The organism is Streptomyces sp. NPDC059989 (assembly GCF_042736975.1).
Classification (GTDB): Bacteria; Actinomycetota; Actinomycetes; order Streptomycetales; family Streptomycetaceae; genus Streptomyces.
Window position 1 is genome coordinate 1,503 of the sequence record NZ_JBHWUO010000057.1, and the last position, 24,879, is coordinate 26,381.

Here is a 24,879-nt window from a genome sequence, read left to right on the forward strand (position 1 = left end):
GGTTTCCGTCGCGATGACCGTGGTGGAGACCGTCCGTCCTACCCGCGCCGTGACGACGACCGCGGTGGGCGTCCGTCCTACCCCCGTCGTGATGACGAGCGTGGCGGCTTCCGTGGTGGCCGTGACGACCGTGGCGGCGACCGTCCCAGCTACCCGCGCCGCGACGACCGCGGTGGCGACCGCGGCGGGTTCCGTGGTGGCCGTGACGATCGCGGTGGTGACCGTGGTGGCCGTGACGATCGCGGTGGTGACCGTGGTGGCTACCGTGGTCGCGATGACCGCGGCGGCGACCGCGACTACCGCGCGGACCGCGACCGGGACCCGGTCAAGCGGCTTCCGATCGACGAGGACGTCACCGGTCTCGAGATCGACGCCGATGTGCGTCAGGAGCTGCTGAGCCTGCCCAAGGGGCTGGCCGAGGAGGTCTCCAAGAACCTGGTCATGGTCGCGCGGCTGATCGACGAGGACCCGGAGCAGGCGTACGCGTACTCGCGCATCGCCCTGCGACTGGCCTCCCGTGTCGCCGCCGTCCGCGAGGCCGCCGGCTTCGCCGCGTACGCCACGCAGAAGTACAGCGAGGCGCTCGCGGAGTTCCGTGCCGCCAAGCGCATGACCGGCTCGGTCGAGCTGTGGCCCGTCATGGCCGACTGCGAGCGCGGCCTCGGCCGTCCGGAGCGGGCGCTGGCCATGGCCGGCGAGCCCGAGGTGCAGAAGCTGGACAAGGCCGGCCAGGTCGAGATGCGGCTGGTCGCGGCCGGTGCCCGGCGGGACCAGGGGCAGCTCGAAGCCGCCATCGTGACCCTGCAGAGCCCGGAGCTGGCCTCCAGCTCCGTCCAGCCGTGGACCGCGCGCCTGCGGTACGCCTACGCCGACGCCCTGCTGGCGGCCGGTCGTGAGGACGAGGCGCGCGAGTGGTTCGGCAAGACCCTCGAAGCGGACAAGGACGGGTCCACGGACGCCTCCGACCGTCTCGCCGAGCTCGACGGTGTCGAGTTCGTCGATGCCGCGATCGACCTCGTCGACGAGGACGAGGACGAGGACGCGGACGCGGACCTGGACGAGGACGAGGACGACGACGACCAGGACGCGGCCGAGGTCGCCGCGGCCGAGCGTGCCTCCGACGTCGCCGAGTACTACGACGAGGACGACGAGGAGTACGAGCCGCTGGAGCAGTCCGAGGCCGACTTCGACGTCACGGACGAGGTCGTCCCCGTCGAGGACGACGACAAGGCCTGAGCCTGAAGCGCCGGTGAAGTGAAGAAGGGCGGTACCCCCGGTGGGGTACCGCCCTTCTTCATGTCCGGGGTCCGGGCTCCGGCGTGCGGTCAGGCCAGGCCGCGCAGGACCAGGCCGGTGGCCGGCTTCGGTCCGAAGGAGGTGGACTTGCGGGGCATGGTGACGCCCTGGCGGGCCAGGTCCCGTACGACTTCCTCCCGTACGGGATGCAGCAGGACGGCGGTGCCCCCGTGGCGCTCGGCCATCTCCACGGTGGCTGCGGCGTCGTGGATGTACGTGATCTGGTCGGGTGCGTCCGGGACGTGCCACACGGCGTCGAGCAGGGTGGCGTGCAGGACGGTGGCGTCGAGCCGGCGCCAGGCCTCGGGGCGGTCGTGCCGGACCGTGCGGTCGAGGAGCGCCGGATCCGGGTCGGTGACCAGGTGGAAGGTTCCGTCGCCGGTGAGGAGGAAGGCGTTGCCGCGTTCCGCGGCGTCCGCGAGGGCCTCCAGGGCCAGGGGGAGCGGCCCGTCGACCGGGCGGACCCGGAAGGTGCCGGTGACCGCGGCCACGGCGTCCGCGAGCGGCAGGCGGCGCAGCATCCGGTGGATGGCGCGGACCTGGAGCGGGTAGCGGGCGGTGTCCACGAGCAGGACCAGGCCGAAGTCCCAGGCCGTCGGGGAGCCGTGCTCCTCCTGGAGGCGCAGGTAGGTCGCCCAGCGGTGGTGGCCGTCGGCGATGAGGGCCTGGCGGTGGCTGAGGTCGGCGGTGACGGCGGCGAGCTCCGCCGGGTCCGTGATGGCCCAGAGGCGGTGCTGGAACCCGTCCTCGGTGGTCGTCGAGAGGAGGGGGGCGCGCCGGGCGGTCTTCTCGACGACCGAGGCCGCGCCCGCCGCGGGATCGTCGCCGCGGTAGGTGAGGAGGAGCGGTTCGAGATTGGCCGAGGTGGCCCGCATCAGGCCGGCCCGGTCGGTGACCACGTCCGGCATCACGTCCTCGTGGGGCAGGACGATGCCGGCGTCGGCGGTGGTCAGGGCGAGGGCGCCGATGACGCCGCGCTGGAGGAGGCCGGCCCGGCGCTGTTCGTACACGTAGAGCGCGGGCTCGGGGTCGGCGCTGAGGATGCCTTCGGCGAGCCAGTCGTGCAGGGTGCGCGCGGCCTGTTCGTTGCGCGCGGCGGGGGTGCCGGCCTGCGGGAGGATCAGGCGGACGATGTTGTGCGGGTCGGCGGATTCGAGGTGGTCGACTCCGTCGGGGCGCACGACCACGTCGTACGGCGGAGAGGTGACGGCGGCCAGACTGCCGACACGCTCCGGGACGTAGCGCAGGCCATGGAACGGGATCAGGCGCAGCCCATGGTCCGCGGTGCCAGATGTGGTCATTGGTGCATGGTAAGACGCGTCTCGCGATGCGGGATGATCGGGGGAGTACGGAATCGGACAGGAACGATCTCCCCCGGCTACCGCCGGGAGGGGTCCCCGGGAGGAGCGGACAGGATGACCCGGCTGAGCAGGACCAGTCCCGCGGCGAGTGAGCGGAGTCTGCACCAGGCGTACGACACGGCCCTGCTGGACCTCGACGGTGTCGTGTACGCGGGCGGTGAGGCCATCGCGCACGCCGTGGAGTCCCTGGCCGCGGCCAGGGCGGACGGGATGCACCTCGCGTACGTCACGAACAACGCGCTGCGGACCCCGGACGCCGTCGCGGAGCACCTGGGCGAGCTGGGCATTCCCACCGAGGCGGCCGAGGTGATCACCTCGGCGCAGGCGGTGGCCCGGCTGATCGCGGAGCAGGTGGAGCCGGGTTCGAAGGTGCTGGTGATCGGCGGGGAGGGGCTGCGGGTCGCGCTGCGCGAGCGGGGGCTGGTGCCGGTGGAGTCCGCCGAGGAGGAGGGTCTCGCGGCGGTCGTCCAGGGGTACGGCGGGCCCGAACTGGCGTGGGGGCGGTTCGCGGAGGCCTCGTACGCGATCAACCGGGGCGTGCCGTGGTTCGCGTCGAACACCGATCTGACGATCCCGGGGGCGCGCGGGATCGCGCCGGGCAACGGGGCGGCGGTGGAGGTCGTACGGATCGCCACGGGCGCGGAGCCGCAGGTGGCGGGCAAGCCGCTGCCCCCGATGCACCGGGAGACGGTGCTGCGGACCGGGGCCGAGCGGCCGCTGGTGGTGGGGGACCGGCTGGACACGGACATCGAGGGCGCCTTCAACGGTGAGGTGGACTCGCTGCTGGTGCTGACCGGGGTGACGGACGCGGCGCAGCTGGTGCGGGCCGAGCCCCGGCACCGGCCGACCTACGTGGACCGGGACCTGCGGGGGCTGCTGACCGGTCAGCCGGAGGTCGAGCGGGCCGCCGAGGGCTTCCGCTGCGGCGGCTGGACCGCGGTCGCGCTGGACGGCGTACTGGAGCTGCGCGGCGAGGACGGGGACCCGATCGACGGGCTGCGGGCGCTGTGCGCGGCGGCGTGGACGGCTGCCGGGGACGGGGTCTGCACGCTGGACGCCGCGAAGGCGCTGGCCAGGCTGGGGCTTTAGGGTCCTGCGGGGGGTCCGACGAGGGTAGAGGGTAGGCTAACCTAACCTCCGTGTTGGTCGAGAGTCCCCCTGAACCCGAACCGAGCACGGTGCCCGCGCAGGCCGCCGTCGCCCGCCCGCGCCATGCCCCGCGCGTCGCCGGTCTGCTCGGCGCCCTCGCGGTGCTCGCGCTGGTCGCGGTCGTGAGCATCGCCGTGGGCGCCAAGCAGATGCCCCTCGACGAGGTCTGGCACGGCCTCTTCGACTACGCGGGGACGCCCTCCGACGTGGTGGTGCGGGACCTGCGGGTGCCGCGCACCCTCCTCGGGCTGATGGTGGGGCTCGGACTCGGCCTGTCCGGGGCGGTCATGCAGGCGCTGACCCGCAACCCGCTGGCCGAGCCCGGCATCCTCGGCGTCAACGCCGGGGCCGCGGCCGCCGTGGTCTCCGCGATCAGCTTCTTCGGCGCGAGCTCGCTGAGCGAGTTCGTGTGGTGGGCCTTCCTCGGCGCCGCGGTCGTCTCCGTCGTCGTGTACGTGCTCGGGGGCAGCCGCAGCGCGACGCCGGTGCGCCTCGCGCTCGCGGGTACGGCGGCCAGCGCGGCCCTGATCGGCTACATCAACGCCGTGCAGCTGATGGACAGCAAGGCGCTGGACAAACTGCGCTTCTGGACGGTGGGTTCGCTGGCCTCGGCCAACATGGAGACCGTCCGGCAGGTCGCGCCCTTCCTCCTGGTCGGCGCGGTGCTCGCGCTGACCCTCGGCCGGCCGCTCAACGCGATGGCCATGGGCGACGACACCGCGCGGGCGCTCGGCGCCAACCTGACGCGGACCCGGATCGGCGCGATGCTCGCCATCACCCTGCTGTGCGGTGCGGCGACCGCCGCCTGCGGGCCCATCGTCTTCATCGGGCTGATGATCCCGCACCTGGTACGGGCGTTCACCGGGCCCGACATGCGCTGGGTGCTCGCGTACTCGGCCGTCCTGTCGCCCGTCCTGCTGCTCGGCGCCGACGTCGTCGGCCGGGTCGTCACCCGGCCGGCCGAACTGCAGGTCGGTGTCGTGACCGCGCTCATCGGCGGCCCCGTCTTCATCTATCTGGTTCGGCGCAAGAGGATGGCCCAGCTGTGAGCGTGACCGCCAAAGTCCGTCGGCTGCACCTCCCCGGCGGGATCTCGCTGCGCGTGGAGCGGCGCGCCCTGGCCGTAGGAGTGCTGCTCGCCGTCGCCGCGTTTGCGCTGGCCGTGCTGCTCATCGGCACCGGGGACTTCGACATCGCGCCGTGGGACGTCGTACAGACCCTGCTGGGCAACGGCAGCCCCGCCAACGACTTCATCGTCAACGACCTGCGGCTGCCGCGGGTCCTGGTGGCCCTGCTCGTGGGCGCCGCCCTCGGGATGGCCGGGGCCGTCTTCCAGTCCGTCTCCCGCAACCCGCTCGGCTCCCCGGACCTGCTGGGCTTCGGGTACGGGTCGGTGGTCGGCGCGCTCGTCGTCATCATCCTGTTCAAGGGCGGCGCCACCGAGGTGGCCGTCGGCGCGCTGATCGGCGGCCTGCTGGCCGGGGTCGTCGTCTACCTGCTGGCGTACAAGAAGGGCATCCAGGGCTACCGGCTGGTGCTGGTCGGCATCGGCGCCTCCGCCATGCTCATCGCCGTGATCCAGTACCTGATCACCAAGGCCCAGATGGTCGAGGCCACCCGCGCCATGGTCTGGCTGACCGGCTCGCTGGCCGGGCGGGACTGGGCGCAGGTGTGGCCGCTGCTCGCGGTGTGCGCGGTGCTGTTCCCGCTGGTCCTCGGGCAGGGCCGGGCCCTGCGGATGATGGAGATGGGCGACGACGCCGCGTACGCCCTGGGGGTGCGGGTGGAGCGCACGCGGCTGCTGCTGATGCTCGCGGCGATCCTGCTGACCACTGCGGCGAGCGCCGCGGCCGGGCCCATCAGCTTCGTGGCGCTGGCCGCGCCGCAGCTGGCCCGGCGGCTGACGCGCTCGCCGGGCGGAAACCTGGTGGCCGGCGCGCTCATGGGCTCGGTGCTGCTGCTGGTGTCCGACTGGGCCTCGCAGCGGGCCTTCGGCGCCGATCAGCTGCCGGTGGGCGTGGTGACCGGGCTCGTCGGCGGTGTGTATCTGCTGTGGCTGCTCGTCACCGAGCGCAAGGCGGGACGTATATGAACTCTAGGAGTGGGCAAGTGCAGCGGCTGACCGCGGAGAACGTGACCCTCGGCTACGACCAGCGGGTCATCGCCGAGAACCTGTCGGTGGAGATCCCCGACAACTCCTTCACCGTGATCGTCGGACCCAACGCGTGCGGCAAGTCCACGCTGCTGCGGGCGCTGTCGCGGATGCTGAAGCCGTCGGCCGGGCGGGTGCTGCTCGACGGGCAGGCCATCGGGTCGATGCCGGCGAAGAAGGTCGCCAAGACGCTCGGGCTGCTCCCGCAGTCCTCGATCGCGCCGGACGGCATCACGGTCGCCGACCTGGTCTCGCGGGGCCGGTACCCGCACCAGGGGCTGCTGCGGCAGTGGTCGGCGGAGGACGAGCGGATCGTGGCGGAGTCGATGGCCTCGACCGGGGTCGCCGAGCTCGCCGACCGGGCCGTGGACGAGCTGTCGGGCGGACAGCGGCAGCGGGTGTGGATCGCGATGGCGCTGGCGCAGCAGACGCCGCTGCTGCTGCTCGACGAGCCGACGACGTACCTGGACATCCAGCACCAGATCGACGTGCTGGACCTGTGCGCGGAACTGCACGAGACGCAGGGGCGGACGCTGGTGGCCGTGCTGCACGACCTGAACCATGCGGCGCGGTACGCCACGCATCTGATCGCGATGCGGGGCGGGGAGGTCGTGGCGGAGGGGGCGCCGGCGGAGGTGGTCACGGCCGAGCTGGTGGAGCGGGTGTTCGGGCTGCGCTGCCAGGTGATCTCCGATCCGGAAACGGGGACTCCGTTGGTGATTCCGGCGGCGCGGAAGGCTCGGGCCGCCGTCTAGCGGGCGCGGCGCCGCTGCCGGGGGCTCTGCCCCCGGACCCCCGCGCCTCAAACGCCGGCGGGGCTGGATTTTGGCTGAGCTGCGCTCGAAGGTGCCGCCCGGTGGGCTGGATGGCGCGGAGCGCCATTTCAGCCCCTCCGGCGTTTGAGGAGCGGGGTCCGGGGCGGAGCCCTGGGGACACGCCCCGCAGGGCCGACCCGGCGCCCCTAGAGCAGGGTGCGGAGCCGCATCAGGTCGCGGAAGCCGGCTTCCAGGCGGATGCGGCCGGAGGCCCAGGCCTTGGCGAAGTGGAGGTCGCCCGCGACCAGGGCGAGCAGGTCGTCACCGGCCATCGTGAGGCGGATTTCGGCCTTTGTTGCGGGTGGGCCGGGAGCGACCGCGTCCACGCGGATGCGGCCACCGTCGAGACGGCCCGCGAAGGTGTGGTCCAGGTCCGTGATGTGGCAGCTCAGGGAACGGTCAAGGGCGGCCGCGCCGCGCACGTCGCCGTCGGCGCGCGCCAGGTTGCCGGAGAGTCGGTCGAGTGCTTCGCGGCACTCCTCGATCGTAGCCATCGTGATCACGACGGTACCGCAGAGCCGTGCGTGGTCGCGGGGCGCTTCGGGGTAGCGTCGGGGGCATGACCGACGAAGACGCCGCCGAGCCCGCCGCGCTGGGCGTCGTACGCACGCCCACCGGGCACGCCGGGGTGGACGGGCACCTGGCGCGGCTGGCCGACGCCGACCACCTCGCTGCGGACGGACACCTCGCCGTGTACGAGGATGTCCACAGGGGGCTGCGCGAGGCGCTGAGCGCGCTGGACGCACCGCCCGTCCCCGGTCCGTACGAAAACAGGAGCTGAACCGAACGTGGCAGGAGTGGCACGCCGCCGCCTGGACGCCGAACTGGTGCGCCGCAGCATGGCCCGCTCGCGCGAGCACGCCGCACAGCTGATCGCCGCGGGCCGGGTGACCGTGGGCGGCACCACCGCGACCAAGGCCGCCACCCAGGTCGAGACCAGTGCGGCCCTCGTGGTCCTCAAGGACGACAGCGATCCGGACTACGTGTCGCGCGGCGGGCACAAGCTCGCCGGGGCGCTCGCCGCCTTCCGGCCGCAGGGGCTGGCCGTCGAGGGCCGTCGCGCGCTGGACGCGGGTGCTTCCACCGGCGGGTTCACCGACGTGCTGCTGCGCGCGGGCGTCGCGCACGTGGTGGCCGTCGACGTCGGCTACGGGCAGCTCGCCTGGTCGCTGCAGAGCGACGACCGGGTCACCGTCAAGGACCGGACGAACGTACGCGAGCTGACGGTCGAGCAGATCGACGGGACGCCGGTGGACCTCGTCGTCGGCGATCTGTCCTTCATCTCCATCGGTCTGGTGCTGCCCGCGCTCGTGCGGTGCTGTGCGCCGGACGCCGATCTGGTGCTGATGGTCAAGCCGCAGTTCGAGGTCGGCAAGGAGCGGCTCGGCAGCGGCGGTGTGGTGCGCAGTGCGGAGCTGCGGGCCGAGGCCGTGCGGGACGTGGCGGCGCAGGCCTGGAAGTTGGGGCTGGGGGTGCTCGGGGTGACGGCGAGTCCGCTCCCGGGGCCGTCGGGGAACGTCGAGTACTTTCTGTGGCTGCGGGCGGGGGCACCGGTACTCGACCCGGCGGATGTTGACCGTGCAGTGGCGGAGGGGCCGCAGTGACAGATTCAGAGGGTTCAGCGGGTTCGGTCGGTTCGGATGGTTGCGGTGGTCCGGTAGGGGGGCGCACCGTGTTTCTGCTCGCGCACACCGGGCGGCCGGCGGCCATCCGCAGTGCCGAGCTGGTCGTGAAGGGCCTGCTGCGGTGCGGGCTGGGCGTACGGGTCTTCGCGCACGAGGCGGCGGACCTGCCGCTGCCGCGCGAGGTGGAGCTGGTCACCGATTCCACCCCGGGCGTGCTGGACGGCTGTGAGCTGCTGATCGTGCTGGGTGGGGACGGGACCCTGCTGCGGGGAGCGGAGTTCGCGCGCGCCTCGGGGGTGCCGATGCTGGGCGTCAACCTGGGGCGGGTGGGCTTCCTCGCCGAGGCCGAGCGCGACGACCTGGACAAGGTCGTGGACCGGGTGGTGACGCGCGAGTACGAGGTCGAGGAGCGGATGACGCTCGATGTCGTCGTGCGGACCAACGGGGACGTGGTGCACCAGGACTGGGCGCTGAACGAGGCCGCGGTCCAGAAGGTGTCGCCGGAGCGGATGCTCGAGGTGGTCCTGGAGATCGACGGCCGCCCGGTGTCCGGGTTCGGCTGTGACGGGATCGTCTGCGCGACCCCGACCGGTTCGACGGCGTACGCGTTCTCCGCGGGCGGGCCGGTGGTCTGGCCGGAGGTGGAGGCGCTGCTGATGGTGCCGATCAGCGCGCACGCACTGTTCGCGAAGCCGCTGGTGACCTCGCCGAACTCGGTGCTGGCGGTGGAGGTGCAGACCGGGACCCCGCACGGGGTGCTGTGGTGTGACGGACGGCGCATGCTGGAGCTGCCGGCGGGGGCCAGGGTGGAGGTCCGGCGCGGGGCGGTGCCCGTACGGCTCGCGCGCCTGCACCACGCTTCCTTCACGGACCGGCTCGTCGCGAAGTTCGCGCTGCCGGTGTCGGGGTGGCGCGGGGCGCCCCACTGAGTCCGGACTCGTCCCCAATAGCACGCGCGTTCGGAGAACTCCGGGCGGGTGACGTCACATGGCACCGGTGAAACCTCGGTATCGTCGTCCCGTGCTTGAGGAGATGCGGATACGGTCGCTCGGGGTCATCGACGACGCGGTGGTCGAGCTGTCGCCCGGTTTCACCGCGGTGACCGGCGAGACCGGTGCGGGCAAGACGATGGTCGTCACCAGCCTCGGGCTGCTGCTCGGCGGACGTGCCGATCCGGCGCTCGTACGGATCGGGGCCAAGGCCGCAGTCGTCGAGGGCCGCATCGTCATGCGCCCGGACGCCCCCGCCGCCGTGCGCGCCGAGGAGGCCGGGGCCGAGCTCGACGACGGCGCCCTGCTGATCAGCCGGACGGTGTCCGCCGAGGGGCGCTCGCGCGCCCACGTCGGCGGCCGCTCCGTGCCCGTCGGCCTGCTCGGCGAGCTCGCCGACGACCTGGTCGCCGTCCACGGGCAGACCGACCAGCAGGGGCTGCTGCGGCCGGCCCGGCAGCGGCAGGCCCTCGACCGGTACGCCGGGGACGCCGTCGCCGTCCCGCTGGAGAAGTACGGCTCGGCCTACCGCCGGCTGCGCGCGGTCGCCGTCGAGCTGGAGGAGATCACCACCCGGGCCCGTGAGCGGGCCCAGGAGGCGGACCTGCTGCGCTTCGGGTTGGACGAGATCGCGGCCGTGGAGCCGGTGACCGGCGAGGACGCCGAGCTGGCGGCGGAGGCGGAGCGGCTCGGGCACGCCGAGTCCCTGTCCTCGGCGGCGCAGGTGGCGCACGCCGCGCTCGCGGGCAATCCCGAGGACCCCGAGGGCATCGACGCGAACACGCTCGTCGCGGGCGCCCACCGGGCCCTGGAGTCCGTACGGTCCCACGACGCGGCCCTGGGCGCGCTCGCCGAGCGGATCGGGGAGCTGGGCATCCTGCTGTCCGACGTGGCCGGGGAGCTGGCGGGCTACGCCGACGACCTGGACGCCGATCCGCTGCGGCTGGCGGCGGTGGAGGAGCGGCGGGCGGCCCTGACCCAGCTGACCCGCAAGTACGGCTCCTACGGCACCGTGGACGCGGTGCTGGAGTGGGCCGAGCGGGGCGCGGCGCGGCTGCTGGAGCTGGACGGCGACGACGAGCGGATCACCGAGCTGACCGCGGAGCGGGACGGTCTGCGGTCCGAACTGTCCCTGCTGGCACAGGCGTTGACGGACGCGCGGGTGGAGGCGGCGACGCGGTTCGCCTCGGCCGTGACGGAGGAGCTGGCGTCGCTGGCGATGCCGCACGCGCGGGTGACGATCGACATCCGGCAGGTCGAGGACGCGGACGGGGTGGAGGTGGACGGCCGGGCCGTCGCCTACGGACCTTCGGGCGCGGACGAGGTCGAGCTGCTGCTGGCCCCGCACCCCGGGGCCCAGCCGCGGCCGATCGCCAAGGGCGCCTCGGGCGGCGAGCTGTCCCGGGTGATGCTGGCGGTCGAGGTGGTCTTCGCGGGCTCCGACCCGGTGCCCACGTACCTCTTCGACGAGGTCGACGCGGGCGTCGGCGGCAAGGCGGCGGTCGAGGTGGGCCGGAGGCTGGCGAAGCTGGCCAAGTCGGCGCAGGTCGTGGTCGTCACGCACCTGCCGCAGGTCGCGGCCTTCGCGGACCGGCAGCTGCTCGTCGAGAAGACCAACGACGGGTCCGTGACGCGCAGCGGGGTCACCGTCCTGGAGGGCGAGGCCCGCATCCGCGAGCTGTCGCGCATGCTGGCCGGCCACGAGGACTCGGTGTCGGCGCGGGCGCACGCCGAGGAACTCCTCGCGGCGGCGCGCGCGGACGGCTGACCGATCGGATCCGCCGGATCGGTCGGATCCGCCGGACGACGGGACCCGGGTCCGGGGCGCACGGCGCTCCGGGCCCTCGGTCGTTTCTGGAGCGGCGGGGCGGCGGGGTGCCAGGGCGTCGGGGTGACGCTCCGCTAGCCCGTGTGGGTGAGGATGGGGGGTGTCCTGCGGTATCTCTCACGGTATCCGCACCCGTATGGTCCCGGAACGCGCGTGCGGACTGGCATCCTGGGCGACGTCTCTGACTCCCTCACCCTGGAGCTTCGGCCCGTGAGCAGCTCCCCGGTCTCCGCCTCCCTCCCGGCACAGCCCTATGGGCGCCCGCCCCTGCGTACCGTCCAAGTGCTGGGCGGGGCCGCGGGCGTGGGCAGCAGCGCACACGTGCGGTCGCTCACGACCGGGCTCGCCGCGCGCGGCGTACGGGTCACGGTGTGCGCGCCCGTCGAGGCGGAGGGGGAGTACGACTTCACCGGCGCCGGGGCGCAGTTCTCGCCCGATGCGGTGGGCGCGCTGCGGGCCGCGTGCGCCGCGGCCGACGTGGTGCACGCGCACGGGGTGCGGGCCGGGTTGCGGGCCGCGCTGGCCCTGCGGGGGCGGCGGGTGCCGCTGGTGGTGAGCTGGCACGGCGACGGCCCGGCGGCCGCGGGTGCGCTCGGGCGGCTGAGCCGGATGCTGGAGCGGCACGTGGCGCGGGCCGCGGCGGTGGTGCTGGGGGCCTCATCGGACCAGGTGGACCTCGCGCGGCTGCGGGGTGCGCGGGACGCGCGGCTGGCGCCGGTGGCCGCCGTGGCGGCTGTGCCGGCGGGGAGGGCGGATGCGGATCCGGGCAAGGCGCGGGCGGAACTCGGAGCGGTGGCCCGGCCGTTGCTGATCGCGGTCGGGAGCCTGGTGCCGCACCGCGGGTACTCCGTACTGCTCGACGCGGCGCGGGAATGGCGGACGCTGGAGCCCCTGCCGCTGCTGGTGATCGCGGGTGAGGGGCCGCTCCGGGCCGAACTGTCCCGGCGGATCGAGGCCGAGGGGCTCCCCGTACGGCTGCTGGGGCGGCGCCGGGACGCGGCGCAGCTGCTGGCGGCGGCGGACGTGGCGGTACTGCCGAGCCGCTGGGAGGAGCGGGCCCTGCTGGCGCAGGAGGCGCTGCGGGTCGGGGTGCCGCTGGTGGCGACGGCGGTGGGCGGAGTGCCGGAGCTGGTGGGCGAGGGGGCGGTGCTGGTCCCGCCGGGCGATGCGGGGGCCCTCGCCTCGGCCGTGTCCGGCCTGTTGGCGGACCCGGACCGCCGGGCCGAGCTGGCCGCCGCCGGGCGTGCGCAGGCCGGGACGTGGCCGTCGGAGGACGACACGGTGGCGCAGGTGCTGTCCGTCTACGACGAGTTGACGGAGCGGGGCCGGCGGTAGGGGTGCCGTTGGGGGCTCTGCCCCGGCTACCGCTGGGGCCCCTGGGTGTGGGAGGGCCAGGCGAGGAGGGCCAGGGTCACCGTGCGGTGGAGGTCTTCGCGGGTGGCGCCGCTCGACGCCTGGACCGAGATCCCGTACGAGACCGTCGTGATGTAGCGCGCGAGTGCGGCGGCGTCGGTGTCGTCCGGGAGCTCGCCTTCCTGTCGGGCGAGCTCGAACCGTTCGCGGAGCCGTTCCTCGCCGGTGTGGCGGCGGGCCGCCAACTCCTCGCGGATTCCATCGGCCTGGCTGCTCGTGGCGAGCGCGCCCTGGACGACGAGGCACCCGGCGGAGGGGTTCTCCGCTGACGTGGTGACCTCGACGGCGCCCCGGAGCAGGTGCTCGGCGGCCGCGCGGGCGGTGGGTTTCAGGAGCGCCTCGCGGATGTGCCGCGCGGGGCCGTCGGCGTAGCGCTCGACCGCCCTGCGGAAGAGGGTCTCCTTGTTTCCGTAGGCGGCGTAGAGGCTCGGGCGGCTGATGCCCATCGCCTCGGTGAGCTCGGCCAGCCCGGCCCCTTCGTAGCCGTGCTCCCAGAAGACGCGCATCGCGAGGTCCAGGCGCTCGTCCACATCGAACTCGCGTGGTCGTCCGGTGGCCATGCCTGCCTCCCCTGTCATTGTGTACCGATCGATATAGTAGCCTGCTCCTTGTTTCGTACCGATCGGTCTAGAAGGGTTGGGGTTCTCGTGGCAGGTCTGAACGGCAAGGTGGCGCTGGTCACCGGGGGTGCGCGCGGTATCGGCGAGGCGACCGTACGGGCGTTGGCGGCCGAGGGGGCGGACGTGGCGATCAGCTACGTGTCCTCGGCGGATCGGGCGGAGGCGTTGGCCGGGGAGCTGCGGAGCGGTGGGATACGGGCGGCGGCGTACCGGGCCGACCAGGCCGATGCGAAGCAGGTGACCGAGCTGGTGGAGGCCGTGGCGGACGATTTCGGACGGCTGGACATCCTGGTCAACAACGCGGGTGTGTTGGTGGGCGGCCGAGTGGACGAGGAGGCCGACCTCGAGGCCGTCGAACGGCAGTTGGCCGTCAACGTGGGCGGGGTCGCCGCGGGTGTCCGGGCCGCGGCGAGGGTGATGGGCGAAGGGGGCCGGATCGTCACGGTCGGGTCGAACCTGTCCGTGCGGCCCGGGTTCGCGGGGGTCGCCGACTACGCAGCGACCAAGGCGGCGATCGTCGCCTACAGCAAGGGCGCGGCGCGGGACCTGGCCCCGCGGGGCATCACGGTGAACGTGGTGCGGGCCGGGTCGGTGGCGACGGACATGAACCGGCCGGACGGGCCGTTCGCGGATGTGCAGCGGGCGGCCAATGCGATGGGGCGCTTCGGGCGGCCGGAGGAGGTGGCGGCCGGGATCGTCTTCCTGGCCGGGGCGGCGGCGTCGTTCATCACCGGGGCCGTGCTGGACATCGACGGCGGCTACCTGTCCTGACGGCCCGCCGCGAACCAGGCCGTGCCCCGCCTTCCCAGGGGCTCCGCCCCCGGACCCCCGCGCCTCAATCGCCGGCGGGGCTGGATTTGGCTGCGGCTGGGCGGGCCGGTGCGGCTCAAGGATCGGGGCGCGGAGCGCCCGTACGGGGTCCGGGGCGGAGCCCCGGGGAACGTGCGAGGGGCGCATCGAGAGGGTGGGCCCCCGGGGCCGAGCCGTGCGAGGGGCGCGTCAAGAAGGCGTGGGCACGTGGCGGCGCGCGCGCAGGGCCAGGCTCAAGGAGAGGACCGTTTCGGGGTCGTCCAGGTCCGTGCCCAGGAGTTCCGAGATGCGGGCCAGGCGGTTGTAGAGGGTCTGGCGGTTCAGGTGGAGCTCGCGGGCCGTTTCCGCCTTGCGGCCCGCGTGGGCCAGGTATGTCTCCAGCGTGGGGAGGAGCGGGGGGCGGGACGTCGTGTCGTGGGTGCGGAGCGGGCCGATCGCGCGGTCCACGAAGGCCGCCAGGTCGGGGTGTTCGCGCAGCCGCCAGAGGAGGAGGTCGATGTCCAGGCGGCGGGCGTCGTACCAGGGGCGGGCCGGCAGGCCGTGGGCCGCCGTGGCGGTCTCCGCGGCGTGGCGCAGGCCCGCCGAGGCCGCCGCCCAGCCGCCCGCGACCCCGACGACCACCGCCGGCGGCGCCCCCGCACGGTCGAGGCCGGCGCGCTCCACGCCCGCCCGCAGCGCCGTGGCCACCCGGTCCGCCACCGCCGTGCGCTCCGATTCGGTGCGCAGGGAGACCAGCAGGGGTACACGGCCCTCGACCGGGCGGACGCCCAGCAGCACCGGGACCCCGACGGACGACAGCTCCTCCAGGACCGCGCGGGCCAGGACCGCCCAGTTGCCGGAGGGGGCCAGTTCCGAGGACAGCCGCATCACGATCGGCAGCAGCGGGCCCGCCCCCGGCTTGAAGCCCAGGACCCGGGCCTGCGCCGGGGCGTCCTCCGCCGAGATGCGGCCCTCCGCCAGGTCCGTCAGGAAGTCGCCGCGGCCGCGCGCCGCCAGCTCCTCCTCCTGGCGGGCCTGCATCAGTACGACGGCCAGGACGCCCGCCGTGCGTTCCGCCGCCATCCGGTGGACCGGCTGCAGCGGGGCCGAGACCCCGACCAGGACCACCCGCGCGCGGACCGAGCCCGTGCCGTGGCCGCCGCCCGGCACGTCGATCACCACCGTGTTCGCCGACGGCTCGGCCTCGCGCTGGCCCCGCAGGCCCTCCCACACCTGCAGCGGATCGGCGCCCGCGTCCCCGCCCGAGCTGCCGGCCGCGTACAGCAGCTGCCCGTCGGGGGTCTCCAGGAAGACCGGGTTCCCCGTGAAGTCGGCCAGGATCTTCAGGACTTGCGGGATGCCGCCACCGCCCAGCAGGGCCTCCGTACAGCGCCGGTGGACCTCCTCGGCCCGCTGGAGCAGCGCGTAGTGGTGGTTGACGATCTCGGTGTGCACCTCCTCCGTGACGGCGACGAAGGGGACCTCGCGGTGGAGTTGGACGAGGGGGAGACCCGCTGCGCGGGCCGTGTCCACGATCGTCGCCGGGAGCCGGGTGAAGCGCGGGCCCAGCTCGACCACCAGCGCCGCGATGCCCCGGTCCGCGAGGCGGCGTACGAAGGCACGCTGCTCGGCGGGCCGGGTGCCGAGGCCCAGCCCCGTGGTCAGCAGCAGCTCGCCGCCCTTGAGCAGGGACGCGATGTTCGGCACCTCGCCCGCGTGCACCCAGCGGACGGTCCGGCCCAGCCGGTCGGCGCAGGCCACCACCTCCGGCAGCCCGCTGCGCAGCCCCGGCAGCTCCAGTGCCCGCTGAACCGTGATTCCGCCCTGGTTGTCCATAGCGCGGGACGCTACCGCCAGGCCTGTTCCGAGCACATCACCGGCCGGTTACGGAGGCGCGTGTGCCCCCATCCGGCCCGACAACTCGTCGCCCCGACAAGGGGATTATCGGACCGCGTGCCGATTGTGGTCTGCGTCACGCGGGGCGAGAGTGGGCGCCCTCCACACGGAAGAGGCAGCAGTCATGAGCAGAGGCACCACCGGCACCACCGGTCACAAGGACCAGGCATCCGCCGCCCCGCAAGTGCAGCGGCTCAAAGCCAACTCGGTCGGACTGGTCGGCGTCGTCTTCATGGCCGTCGCCACCGCCGCCCCGATCACCGCCATGACCGGAAACCTCCCCATCGCGGTCGGCTTCGGGAACGGCACCGGCGCCCCGGCCGGCTATCTCTTCGCGACCCTCGTCCTGACCGTCTTCGCGGTCGGCTACGTGGCCATGGCCAAGCGGATCACCGCCGCCGGCGCCTTCTACGGCTACATCTCGCACGGCCTCGGCCGCATCGCCGGCATGGCGTCCGGGATGCTCGCCGTCCTCGCCTACATCGTCTTCGAGGCCTCGATCGTCGGGGTCTTCTCCTACTTCGCCAAGACCACCGTCCACGACCAGCTCGGCGTCGACCTGCCCTGGGTCCTGTACGCGGCCGCGATGCTCGCCGTCACCGCCGCCCTCGCCCACTTCGACATCAACCTCACCGCCAAGGCCCTCGGCGTCATGCTCGTCGCCGAGATCGCCGTGCTGTTCGCCGTCGCCACCGCCGTGCTGATCGCGGGCGGCGGCCCGGAAGGGATCCCGCTGGAGCCGGTCAACCCGAAGAACGCCTTCACCGGGACCTCCGCCGGGCTCGGCCTCTTCTTCGCCTTCTGGTCCTGGGTCGGCTTCGAGTCCACCGCCATGTACGGAGAGGAGTCCCGCGACCCCAAGCGGGTCATCCCCAAGGCGACCCTGATCTCCGTCGTCGGCGTCGGCCTCTTCTACATCTACGTGTCCTGGATGACCATCGCCGGCAACGGACTGGCCCGATCCGTGGAGCTCTCGGCCTCCACCAGCCCCCTCGACCTCTTCTTCGCCCCCACCCAGACCTTCATCGGCGCGTGGGCCGTCGACGCCTTCCAGTGGCTGCTGCTCACCGGCTCCTTCGCCTGCGGCATGGCCTTCCACCAGTGCGCCGCCCGCTACCTCTACGCCATCGGCCGCGAGGGCTTCCTGTCCCCGAAGCTCGGCCGCACCCACGCCAAGCACGGCTCGCCGTACGTGGCCTCGGTCGTGCAGACCGCCATCGCCACCGCGCTCGTCGCCGGCTTCTGGCTCACCGGGCAGGACCCCTACCTGCACCTCTACACCCTGCTCGCGATCCTCGGCACGATGGCGATCCTCATCGTCCAGACGCTGTGCTCCTTCGCCGTCATCGGCTACTTCCGCAAGAACCACCCCGAGGACCGGCACTGGTTCAAGACCTTCACCGCGCCGCTGCTCGGCGGCATCGGGATGATCGCCGTCGTGGTCCTGCTGGTGCTCAACATGGAGACCGCGGCCGGCAGCGCCGCCGGATCCGTCTTCTTCACGCTGATCCCGTGGATCGTCGGCGGCGTCTTCGCCGGCGGCCTCGGCCTCGGCCTCTGGCTCAAGGCGAAGGCCCCCGAGCGCTACGAGATCATCGGCCGGATCGTCCTGGAGGACGCGGCCGAGCGCCCCGACGCACCTACCTCCCCCTCCGCCACCGTCGCGAACGTCTGAGGAGCCCCGCCATGGCCCGTACGCCCCTCATGCACGCCCTGAAGCAGCTCGCCGCCGAACACGCCGCCGCCCGCCGGCTCGGCCTGCCCGTCGCCGAGGTCCGCGGCTCCACCCGCCGCGAACTCCTCGGCCGCGCCGCCGCCCTCGGCCTCACGGCCGCCCTCGCCTCCTCCGCGACCGCGACCGCCCATGCCGTCGAGGCCGCCCCCGCCAAGAAGCCCGTCGGCCCCGCCCGCGTCGCCGTGGTCGGCGCCGGCATCTCGGGCCTGACGGCCGCCCTGACCCTCAAGGACGCGGGCGTCGCCTGCACCCTCTACGAGGCCAACCCGGCCCGGGTCGGCGGCCGCATGTGGACCCAGCGCGAGCACTGGGCGTACGGGCAGACCTCCGAGATCGGCGGCGAGCTCATCGACACCAGCCACAAGAAGATCCTGGAGCTGTGCCGGCGGTTCGACCTCCCCACCGAGGACTTCCTCGGCGGCGGCCCCAACGGGGCCGAGGAAGTCCTCTGGTTCAACGGCGGCTACTACTCCCGCGGCCAGGCCGACGAGGACTTCAAGGCCGTCTACCAGGCCCTGCGCCGCGACCTCCAGGAGGCCGGCGAGGTCAGCTGGAACAGCACCACGCCCGCCGGCACCGCCCTCGACGACATGACCCTCCACGAGTGGATCGAGACCCGGGTCCCCGGCGGCCACGGCTCGCGGCTCGGCCGCTTCATCGACGTGGCCTACAACGTCGAGTACGGCGCCGACACCGACCGGCAGTCCGCCCTCGCCCTGGTCCTCCTGATGGGCTATCAGCCCAACCCCGGCCACTTCAACGTCTGGGGCCTGTCCAACGAGCGCTACCACATCACCGGGGGCAACGACCGGCTGCCGAACGCCATCGCCGCGGCCCTGCCCGCCGGTTCGATCGTCATGGGCCGCGAGCTGGTCGCCGTACGCGCCAACGCCGACGGCACCCAGACCCTCACCTTCGACGACTCCGGCGCCACCCGCACGGTCGTCGCCGACCACACCGTCCTCTGCCTGCCGCTCCCGATCCTCCAGCGCATCGACACCTCCGGGGCCGGCTTCGACCCCCTCATGCGCAACCTGCTCAGGGACGCCAGGATGGGCTACTGCACCAAGCTCAACATGCAGTTCACCGCCCGCCCCTGGCGCGGCACCGGCCCCTGGCCCGGGGTCTCCGCCGGCGACTGCTTCACCGACTCGCCGGTCCAGCAGACCTGGGACACCACCAAGGTGCAGCCCGGCACCGGCGGGATCCTGCTGCAGTACGGCGGCGGCACCCTGGCCGGGGCGCTCACCCCGGGCACCCCCTTCGCCACCGAGTCCGACCCGTACGTACGGGACCTCGCGGGCCGGGTGCTGACCGGCGTCGACTCCTTCTTCCCGGGCACCAAGGCGGTCTGGAACGGGCGGGCCCAGATCTCCGCCTGGCACCGCAACCCGTACTCCCTCGGGGCCTACTCCTACTGGCCCACCGGCTATCTGCACCGCTACGCCAAGTACGAGGGCACCGCGCAGGGCAACATCCACATCGGCGGCGAGCACTGCAGCTACGACTTCCAGGGCTTCATGGAGGGCGGCGCCACCGAGGGCGAGCGCGCGGCACGCGAGGTGATCGCCGCCCTCACTTGACTCCGCTCCTAGTGCTGTGACCGGAAAGGTTCACCGGGTCGCGGCGCTCCCCCAGCTACCGCTGGGAGGTACCCCCAGGCACGGCACCTCGCCGCGTTGTCGGACCACGCAAGTACGTCCAGTACGAGCCGCGGTCCTCCGCCTTGCGATGCACCGCACCGGACGCCGCGACCCGGCAAACCTTTCCGGCCACAGCACTAGACGGGCCGGATGTTGTGGTTGAAGCGGAAGACGTTGTCCGGGTCGTACTGCCGCTTCAGCTCGCCCAGCCGCCGCATGTTGTCGGGGCCGAGGCCGGCGACCGTCCGGTCCGCGCCCTCGTCCCCGGTGAAGTTGAGGTACACCGCGCCGGTGCTCCACGGCTGGACGTCGGCGCGGACGTCCTTGACCCACTGGCGGCCGCGTTCGTCGTCGGCCGGGTCCTCCCAGGCGCCGAACGGGTGCACCGCCCACGGCGCGTCGCGGAACGACACCGGATAGTCGGCCGGGCCCTCCGCGATCGCGCCGCCCTGCGGCCACACGACGTGCTGGGTGCCGGACGGCACCGGCATGGAGTCCGCGCGGGCGCAGAACACGTCCACGAACTCGTCGGGCACACCGGTCAGGTACTCCGCCGACCAGTAGTTCCGCATGCCCGGCGGGTCGTCGATCATGCACTGGAGGTCCGCGTAGGGCAGGGCCGTCACCATCTCCGCCTCGTGCGGGATCGCCAGCAGCGGCGCGACCAGCCTGCGCAGCTCCTCCTCGGGGCCCGCGTAGGTGACCAGCGCGGCCGCCAGCAGCAGGCCGACCAGGTGCGGCGGGACGAACTCCTCGGGCGGGCCGGTCATGTAGATGGCGCCGCCGCCGGCCTCGCGCGGACCGTCCTCCATGACGTCCCGGTACGTACGGACCATCTCGGGCCCGCGCTCCGGCAGGTACAGCACGAACGCCACGGACATGACCGGCAGCTCGTGCAGCCGCAGGGTCAGCGAGGTCGCGATGCCGAAGTTCCCGCCGCCGCCGTGCAGCCCCCAGAACAGCTCGGGGTGGTCCTGCTCGGTCGCCGTCACCATCTCGCCGTCGGCGGTCACCAGCTCCGCGCCCAGCAGGTTGTCCACCGCCAGGCCGAACTTCCGGTCCAGCCACCCGGTGCCGCCGCCCAGCACGAAGCCGCCGACCCCGGTGGTGGAGACGCGGCCGCCGGTGGTCGCCAGCCCGTACGGCTCGCAGGCCCGGTCCAGGTGGCTCATCGTGGCGCCGCCCTCGACGCGGACGGCCTTCGCCCCGGGATGGACCGTGACCGCGTTCATCCGGCGCAGGTCCACGACCAGGCCGCCGTCGTTGAGGGACATCCCGGCGACGCTGTGGCCGCCGCCGCGCACCGCGACGGGCAGGTCGAGCCGCCGTGCGAAGCGCACGGCGGTCACCACGTCCACCGGGCTCGCGCACTGCGCGATCACGGCGGGCCTGCGGTCGATCATCCCGTTGTAGAGCGTGCGGGCCTCGTCGTACCCCGGATCGTCCGGAGCGAAGACGTCACCGGACAGATCGTCGCGGAGCTCGGCGAGTGCCGTGCCCGCCTTCGAGAGGGGAGCCATGGCTACCCCCTTCCGAGAGGGGCGGAGGGGCGTACGACACTTCCAGGCTAGTCAGCCTCCGTACGCCCCGCTCGCCGTCAGCCGCAGGGCCGTGTCGATCAGCGGAACGTGGCTGAAGGCCTGCGGGAAGTTCCCCACCTGCCGCTGGAGCCGCGGGTCCCACTCCTCGGCCAGCAGCCCCAGGTCGTTGCGGAGCGACAGCAGCTTCTCGAAGAGCCGCCGCGCCTCGTCCACCCGCCCGATCATCGCCAGGTCGTCGGCCATCCAGAACGAGCAGGCCAGGAAGGCCCCCTCGTCGCCCTCCAGGCCGTCCACGCCGGCCTCCTCGCCCGCCGTCGGGTAGCGCAGGATGAAACCGTCGGGCGTGGACAGCTCGCGCTGGATCGCCTCGATGGTGCCGATGACCCGCTTGTCGTCCGGCGGCAGGAAGCCCATCTGCGGGATCAGCAGCAGGGAGGCGTCCAGCTCCTTCGACCCGTACGACTGGGTGAAGGTGTTGCGCTCCTTGTCGTAGCCCTTCTCGCACACGTCCTGGTGGATCTCGTCGCGCAGCTCGCGCCAGCGCTCCAGCGGGCCGTCCGCGTCCCCGCTCTCAATCAGCTTGATCGTGCGGTCCACGGCCACCCAGGCCATCACCTTCGAGTGCACGAAGTGGCGGCGCGGGCCGCGCACCTCCCAGATGCCCTCGTCCGGCTGGTCCCAGTGGGTCTCCAGGTAGCGGATCAGCTTCAGCTGGAGCAGCGAGGCGTAGTCGCTGCGGGCCAGGCCGGTCATGTGGCCCAGGTGCAGGGCCTCGGTGACCTCGCCGTACACGTCGAGCTGGAGCTGGCCCGCGGCGCCGTTCCCGACGCGGACCGGGCGGGAGCCCTCGTAGCCCGGCAGCCAGTCCAGCTCGGTCTCGCCGAGCTCCCGCTCGCCCGCGATCCCGTACATGATCTGCAGGTTCTCCGGGTCGCCGGCCACCGCGCGCAGCAGCCACTCGCGCCAGGCGCGGGCCTCCTCGCGGTAGCCGGTGCGCAGCAGCGAGGACAGGGTGATGGCGGCGTCGCGCAGCCACGTGTAGCGGTAGTCCCAGTTGCGGACGCCGCCGATCTCCTCCGGCAGGGAGGTGGTCGGCGCGGCGACGATCCCGCCCGTGGGGCCGTACGTGAGGGCCTTGAGGGTGATCAGGGAGCGGACCACGGCCTCCCGGTAGGGCCCGTGGTACGTGCACTGCTCGACCCACTCGCGCCAGAACTCGGTGGTCGATTCCAGCGCCGCCTCGGCGTCGGGGGGCTCCGGCGCGCTCTTGTGCGAGCGCTCCCAGCTGATGCTGAAGGCCATCCGGTCGCCCGGCCCGACGGTGAAGTCGGAGTACGTGGTCAGGTCCTTGCCGTACGTCTGCGCCTCGGTGTCCAGCCAGACCGAGTCGGGGCCGGCCACGGCGACGGTGCGCCCGTCGACCTTGTGCACCCAGGGCACGACGCGCCCGTAGCTGAACCGCATGCGCAGCGCGGAGCGCATCGGGACGCGCCCGCTGACGCCCTCCACGATGCGGATCAGCTGCGGGGCGTGGTCCTCGCGGGGCGGCATGAAGTCGATCACCCGCACGGTGCCGCGCGGGGTCTCCCACTCCGACTCCAGCACGAGCGAGTCGCCGCGGTAGCGGCGGCGGGCGGCACGCGGGGCCTCGGATCCCGCCGGGAACGCCGGGCCGATCCGCCAGAAGCCGTGATCCTCGGTGCCGAGAATGCTCGCGAACACGGCATGGGAGTCGAAACGTGGCAGACACAACCAGTCCACTGCCCCGTCCCGGCAGACCAACGCCGCGGTCTGCATGTCCCCGATCAGTGCGTAATCCTCGATGCGCCCGGACACGTTGGCATCTCCAGTCGAACGGTCACGTCCACCCCGAAGGGCGCTTGCATTGCGCTGGTTGCGCGGTCTCCTGTGTGTGGGGATCCCCGCGTGAGAGCCATGATTCCGTATACCGGCTCGGTGAGAGTCGTCCGACGGACTGCTCGGCGGCGATGTGTGCGATATCCGAGCAGGATATGACGGCACCCTAGTGATCTCCTTAAGCCCCGGAAGAATGTGGTTGGGCCAAACGGGTGAGCGGCCGGTGCGCGGGCACGACGTCCCGCGACGCCCCCGCGACCGCCCGCGGACGGAACCTCCGCGCCGCGTGGCCGGAGGCGGACGGCTCCGGGCGCTGATAGGCTGGTACCCCGTGGACCGGTGGTCTGCCTGTGCAAATCAGGAGCCCCGAAACCGCAGCTTCGGCGCCCCCTGAGACCCTTCCGGATCGACGGTGGCCGGCGTCGGACGCACCTCACCTCGCGACCACGGGAGCCCCCTCTTGGCGATGCCGCCCGCTGCTTTTCGAAACAGCACAGCCATGACGACCAAGCACATCTTCGTCACCGGGGGTGTCGCTTCCTCCCTCGGCAAGGGCCTGACGGCCTCCAGCCTGGGTGCGCTCCTGAAGGCGCGCGGCCTGCGGGTCACGATGCAGAAGCTCGACCCGTACCTGAACGTCGACCCGGGCACGATGAACCCGTTCCAGCACGGCGAGGTGTTCGTCACCAACGACGGCGCCGAGACGGACCTGGACATCGGCCACTACGAGCGCTTCCTCGACGTCGACCTCGACGGCTCGGCCAACGTCACCACCGGCCAGGTCTACAACACGGTCATCGCCAAGGAGCGGCGCGGCGAGTACCTCGGCGACACCGTCCAGGTCATCCCGCACATCACCAACGAGATCAAGCACCGCATCCGGCGCATGGCGACCGAGGACGTCGACGTCGTCATCACCGAGGTCGGGGGCACCGTCGGCGACATCGAGTCGCTGCCGTTCCTGGAGACCGTCCGCCAGGTCCGCCACGAGGTCGGCCGCGACAACGTCTTCGTCGTGCACATCTCGCTGCTGCCCTACATCGGCCCCTCCGGCGAGCTGAAGACCAAGCCGACCCAGCACTCGGTCGCGGCCCTGCGCAACATCGGCATCCAGCCCGACGCGATCGTGCTGCGCGCCGACCGCGACGTCCCGACCTCCATCAAGCGCAAGATCTCGCTGATGTGCGACGTGGACGAGGCGGCCGTGGTCGCGGCCATCGACGCCAAGTCGATCTACGACATCCCGAAGGTCCTGCACACCGAGGGCCTGGACGCCTACGTCGTGCGCAAGCTCGACCTGCCGTTCCGCGACGTGGACTGGACGGTCTGGGAGGACCTGCTGGACCGCGTCCACAACCCCGACCACGAGGTCAAGGTCGCGCTCGTCGGCAAGTACATCGACCTGCCCGACGCCTACCTGTCGGTGACCGAGGCGCTGCGCGCCGGCGGTTTCGCCAACAAGGCCCGCGTCCAGATCAAGTGGGTCACCTCCGACGACTGCAGGACCCCGGCCGGCGCCGCGGAGGTGCTCGGCGACGTGGACGCGATCTGCGTGCCCGGCGGCTTCGGCGACCGCGGCGTCAACGGCAAGGTCGGCGCGATCACCTACGCCCGCGAGAACAAGATCCCGCTGCTCGGCCTGTGCCTGGGCCTGCAGTGCGTGGTCATCGAGGCCGCGCGGAACCTCGCGGGCATCGAGGACGCGAACTCCACCGAGTTCGACGCCTCCACCCCGCACCCGGTCATCTCGACCATGGAGGAGCAGCTGGCCTTCGTCGAGGGCGCGGGCGACCTGGGCGGCACCATGCGCCTGGGCATGTACCCGGCGAAGCTCGCCGAGGGCTCCATCGTGCGCGAGGTCTACGGCGACCAGGCGTACGTGGACGAGCGCCACCGCCACCGCTACGAGGTCAACAACTCCTACCGCGGCGAGCTGGAGAAGAAGGCCGGTCTGGTCTTCTCCGGTACGTCCCCGGACAACAAGCTGGTCGAGTACGTCGAGTACCCGCGCGAGGTGCACCCCTACCTGGTGGCCACCCAGGCCCACCCGGAGCTGCGCTCGCGCCCGACGCGCCCGCACCCGCTGTTCGCGGGCCTGGTCAAGGCGGCCGTGGAGCGGCAGCAGTCCGCGAAGTGAGCGCCTGACCGCATAACGTAGACAGCCGGGGCA

At 72.9% G+C, this 24,879-nt stretch carries 20 protein-coding genes and 1 pseudogene; 15 read left to right on the forward strand and 6 right to left on the reverse strand.

The annotated features are described in order from the left end of the window. Together ACFWBN_RS33500 and ACFWBN_RS33505 are read left to right on the forward strand one after the other, a co-directional pair. Nucleotides 1-397, forward strand: a pseudogene (locus tag ACFWBN_RS33500) (hypothetical protein); the annotation flags it as partial. Continuing rightward, a complete protein-coding gene (locus ACFWBN_RS33505; RefSeq protein WP_385183432.1) occupies nucleotides 379-1,236 on the forward strand; it encodes a tetratricopeptide repeat protein in 858 nt (285 codons plus the stop codon). The pseudogene ACFWBN_RS33500 and the gene ACFWBN_RS33505, both read left to right, overlap by 19 nt. A gap of 89 nt (nucleotides 1,237-1,325) precedes the next feature. Here the strand turns inward: ACFWBN_RS33505 and ACFWBN_RS33510 are convergent, their stop codons facing one another. Next, complete coding sequence (locus ACFWBN_RS33510) at nucleotides 1,326-2,597, reverse strand: DUF1015 family protein (protein ID WP_385183435.1); 1,272 nt, start codon at nucleotides 2,595-2,597, stop codon at nucleotides 1,326-1,328. A 114-nt stretch (nucleotides 2,598-2,711) separates the two neighbouring features. Here ACFWBN_RS33510 and ACFWBN_RS33515 point away from each other — a divergent pair, with 114 nt between their 5' ends. The 4 genes from ACFWBN_RS33515 to ACFWBN_RS33530 are packed head-to-tail and all read left to right on the forward strand — an operon-like array spanning nucleotide 2,712 to nucleotide 6,713. After that, nucleotides 2,712-3,746 carry an HAD-IIA family hydrolase gene (locus ACFWBN_RS33515; RefSeq protein WP_385183438.1) on the forward strand — a complete coding sequence of 345 codons (1,035 nt, stop codon included), beginning with the start codon at nucleotides 2,712-2,714 and terminating at the stop codon, nucleotides 3,744-3,746. Nucleotides 3,747-3,796: 50 nt separating this feature from the next. Continuing rightward, nucleotides 3,797-4,855, forward strand: a complete 1,059-nt coding sequence (locus tag ACFWBN_RS33520; protein ID WP_385183441.1) for a FecCD family ABC transporter permease — start codon at nucleotides 3,797-3,799, stop codon at nucleotides 4,853-4,855. After that, the gene (locus tag ACFWBN_RS33525) at nucleotides 4,852-5,898 is read left to right on the forward strand and encodes a FecCD family ABC transporter permease (protein WP_385183443.1); all 1,047 of its coding nucleotides are present in this window, start codon (nucleotides 4,852-4,854) and stop codon (nucleotides 5,896-5,898) included. The genes ACFWBN_RS33520 and ACFWBN_RS33525 overlap by 4 nt, the downstream gene beginning before the upstream one ends. Further along, nucleotides 5,895-6,713 (forward strand): ABC transporter ATP-binding protein, encoded by an 819-nt coding sequence (locus ACFWBN_RS33530; protein WP_385183446.1) that lies wholly within the window; start codon nucleotides 5,895-5,897, stop codon nucleotides 6,711-6,713. Before ACFWBN_RS33525 ends, ACFWBN_RS33530 begins: the two co-directional genes overlap by 4 nt. 206 nt (nucleotides 6,714-6,919) lie before the next feature. Here ACFWBN_RS33530 and ACFWBN_RS33535 read toward each other — a convergent pair whose 3' ends face one another. Then, nucleotides 6,920-7,267, reverse strand: coding sequence for an SCP2 sterol-binding domain-containing protein (locus ACFWBN_RS33535; RefSeq protein ID WP_385183449.1), 348 nt, complete (start codon nucleotides 7,265-7,267; stop codon nucleotides 6,920-6,922). A 65-nt stretch (nucleotides 7,268-7,332) separates the two neighbouring features. On the opposite strand from ACFWBN_RS33535, the gene ACFWBN_RS33540 reads away from it, so the two are divergent. The 5 genes from ACFWBN_RS33540 to ACFWBN_RS33560 all read left to right on the forward strand — a co-directional run bounded on the left by ACFWBN_RS33540 (nucleotide 7,333) and on the right by ACFWBN_RS33560 (nucleotide 12,550). Beyond that, nucleotides 7,333-7,554 (forward strand): hypothetical protein, encoded by a 222-nt coding sequence (locus ACFWBN_RS33540; protein ID WP_385183452.1) that lies wholly within the window; start codon nucleotides 7,333-7,335, stop codon nucleotides 7,552-7,554. A 7-nt stretch (nucleotides 7,555-7,561) separates the two neighbouring features. Then, nucleotides 7,562-8,377, forward strand: coding sequence for a TlyA family RNA methyltransferase (locus ACFWBN_RS33545; protein ID WP_385183455.1), 816 nt, complete (start codon nucleotides 7,562-7,564; stop codon nucleotides 8,375-8,377). 68 nt (nucleotides 8,378-8,445) lie between these two features. Next, nucleotides 8,446-9,327, forward strand: a complete 882-nt coding sequence (locus ACFWBN_RS33550) for an NAD kinase (protein WP_385183457.1) — start codon at nucleotides 8,446-8,448, stop codon at nucleotides 9,325-9,327. Between the two features lie 103 nt (nucleotides 9,328-9,430). Then, nucleotides 9,431-11,155: a DNA repair protein RecN gene (recN, locus tag ACFWBN_RS33555; RefSeq protein WP_385183534.1), complete on the forward strand. Its 1,725-nt coding sequence runs from the start codon at nucleotides 9,431-9,433 to the stop codon at nucleotides 11,153-11,155. A 270-nt stretch (nucleotides 11,156-11,425) separates the two neighbouring features. Next, nucleotides 11,426-12,550, forward strand: a complete 1,125-nt coding sequence (locus ACFWBN_RS33560) for a glycosyltransferase family 4 protein (protein ID WP_385183460.1) — start codon at nucleotides 11,426-11,428, stop codon at nucleotides 12,548-12,550. Between the two features lie 26 nt (nucleotides 12,551-12,576). Here the strand turns inward: ACFWBN_RS33560 and ACFWBN_RS33565 are convergent, their stop codons facing one another. Continuing rightward, on the reverse strand, nucleotides 12,577-13,188 hold the full coding sequence (locus ACFWBN_RS33565; protein ID WP_385183462.1) for a TetR/AcrR family transcriptional regulator: 612 nt from the start codon (nucleotides 13,186-13,188) through the stop codon (nucleotides 12,577-12,579). An 87-nt stretch (nucleotides 13,189-13,275) separates the two neighbouring features. Here ACFWBN_RS33565 and ACFWBN_RS33570 point away from each other — a divergent pair, with 87 nt between their 5' ends. Continuing rightward, complete coding sequence (locus ACFWBN_RS33570) at nucleotides 13,276-14,019, forward strand: SDR family NAD(P)-dependent oxidoreductase (protein WP_385183465.1); 744 nt, start codon at nucleotides 13,276-13,278, stop codon at nucleotides 14,017-14,019. 228 nt (nucleotides 14,020-14,247) lie between these two features. Here ACFWBN_RS33570 and ACFWBN_RS33575 read toward each other — a convergent pair whose 3' ends face one another. After that, nucleotides 14,248-15,873 carry a PucR family transcriptional regulator gene (locus tag ACFWBN_RS33575; protein WP_385183468.1) on the reverse strand — a complete coding sequence of 542 codons (1,626 nt, stop codon included), beginning with the start codon at nucleotides 15,871-15,873 and terminating at the stop codon, nucleotides 14,248-14,250. 184 nt (nucleotides 15,874-16,057) lie between these two features. Here ACFWBN_RS33575 and ACFWBN_RS33580 point away from each other — a divergent pair, with 184 nt between their 5' ends. Both ACFWBN_RS33580 and ACFWBN_RS33585 read left to right on the forward strand, forming a co-directional pair. Then, the gene (locus ACFWBN_RS33580; protein ID WP_385183471.1) at nucleotides 16,058-17,608 is read left to right on the forward strand and encodes an APC family permease; all 1,551 of its coding nucleotides are present in this window, start codon (nucleotides 16,058-16,060) and stop codon (nucleotides 17,606-17,608) included. Between the two features lie 11 nt (nucleotides 17,609-17,619). Further along, nucleotides 17,620-19,251 (forward strand): flavin monoamine oxidase family protein, encoded by a 1,632-nt coding sequence (locus tag ACFWBN_RS33585; protein WP_385183474.1) that lies wholly within the window; start codon nucleotides 17,620-17,622, stop codon nucleotides 19,249-19,251. A gap of 197 nt (nucleotides 19,252-19,448) precedes the next feature. On the opposite strand, the gene ACFWBN_RS33590 is transcribed toward ACFWBN_RS33585, so the two are convergent. Next, a complete protein-coding gene (locus tag ACFWBN_RS33590; RefSeq protein ID WP_385183477.1) occupies nucleotides 19,449-20,831 on the reverse strand; it encodes an FAD-binding oxidoreductase in 1,383 nt (460 codons plus the stop codon). A 51-nt stretch (nucleotides 20,832-20,882) separates the two neighbouring features. Next, the gene (locus tag ACFWBN_RS33595) at nucleotides 20,883-22,688 is read right to left on the reverse strand and encodes a glycoside hydrolase family 15 protein (protein ID WP_385183480.1); all 1,806 of its coding nucleotides are present in this window, start codon (nucleotides 22,686-22,688) and stop codon (nucleotides 20,883-20,885) included. Between the two features lie 487 nt (nucleotides 22,689-23,175). On the opposite strand from ACFWBN_RS33595, the gene ACFWBN_RS33600 reads away from it, so the two are divergent. Next, entirely contained in the window at nucleotides 23,176-24,846 is a 1,671-nt protein-coding gene (locus tag ACFWBN_RS33600; RefSeq protein WP_385183537.1) for a CTP synthase, read from the forward strand. Nucleotides 24,847-24,879 lie beyond the last annotated feature (33 nt).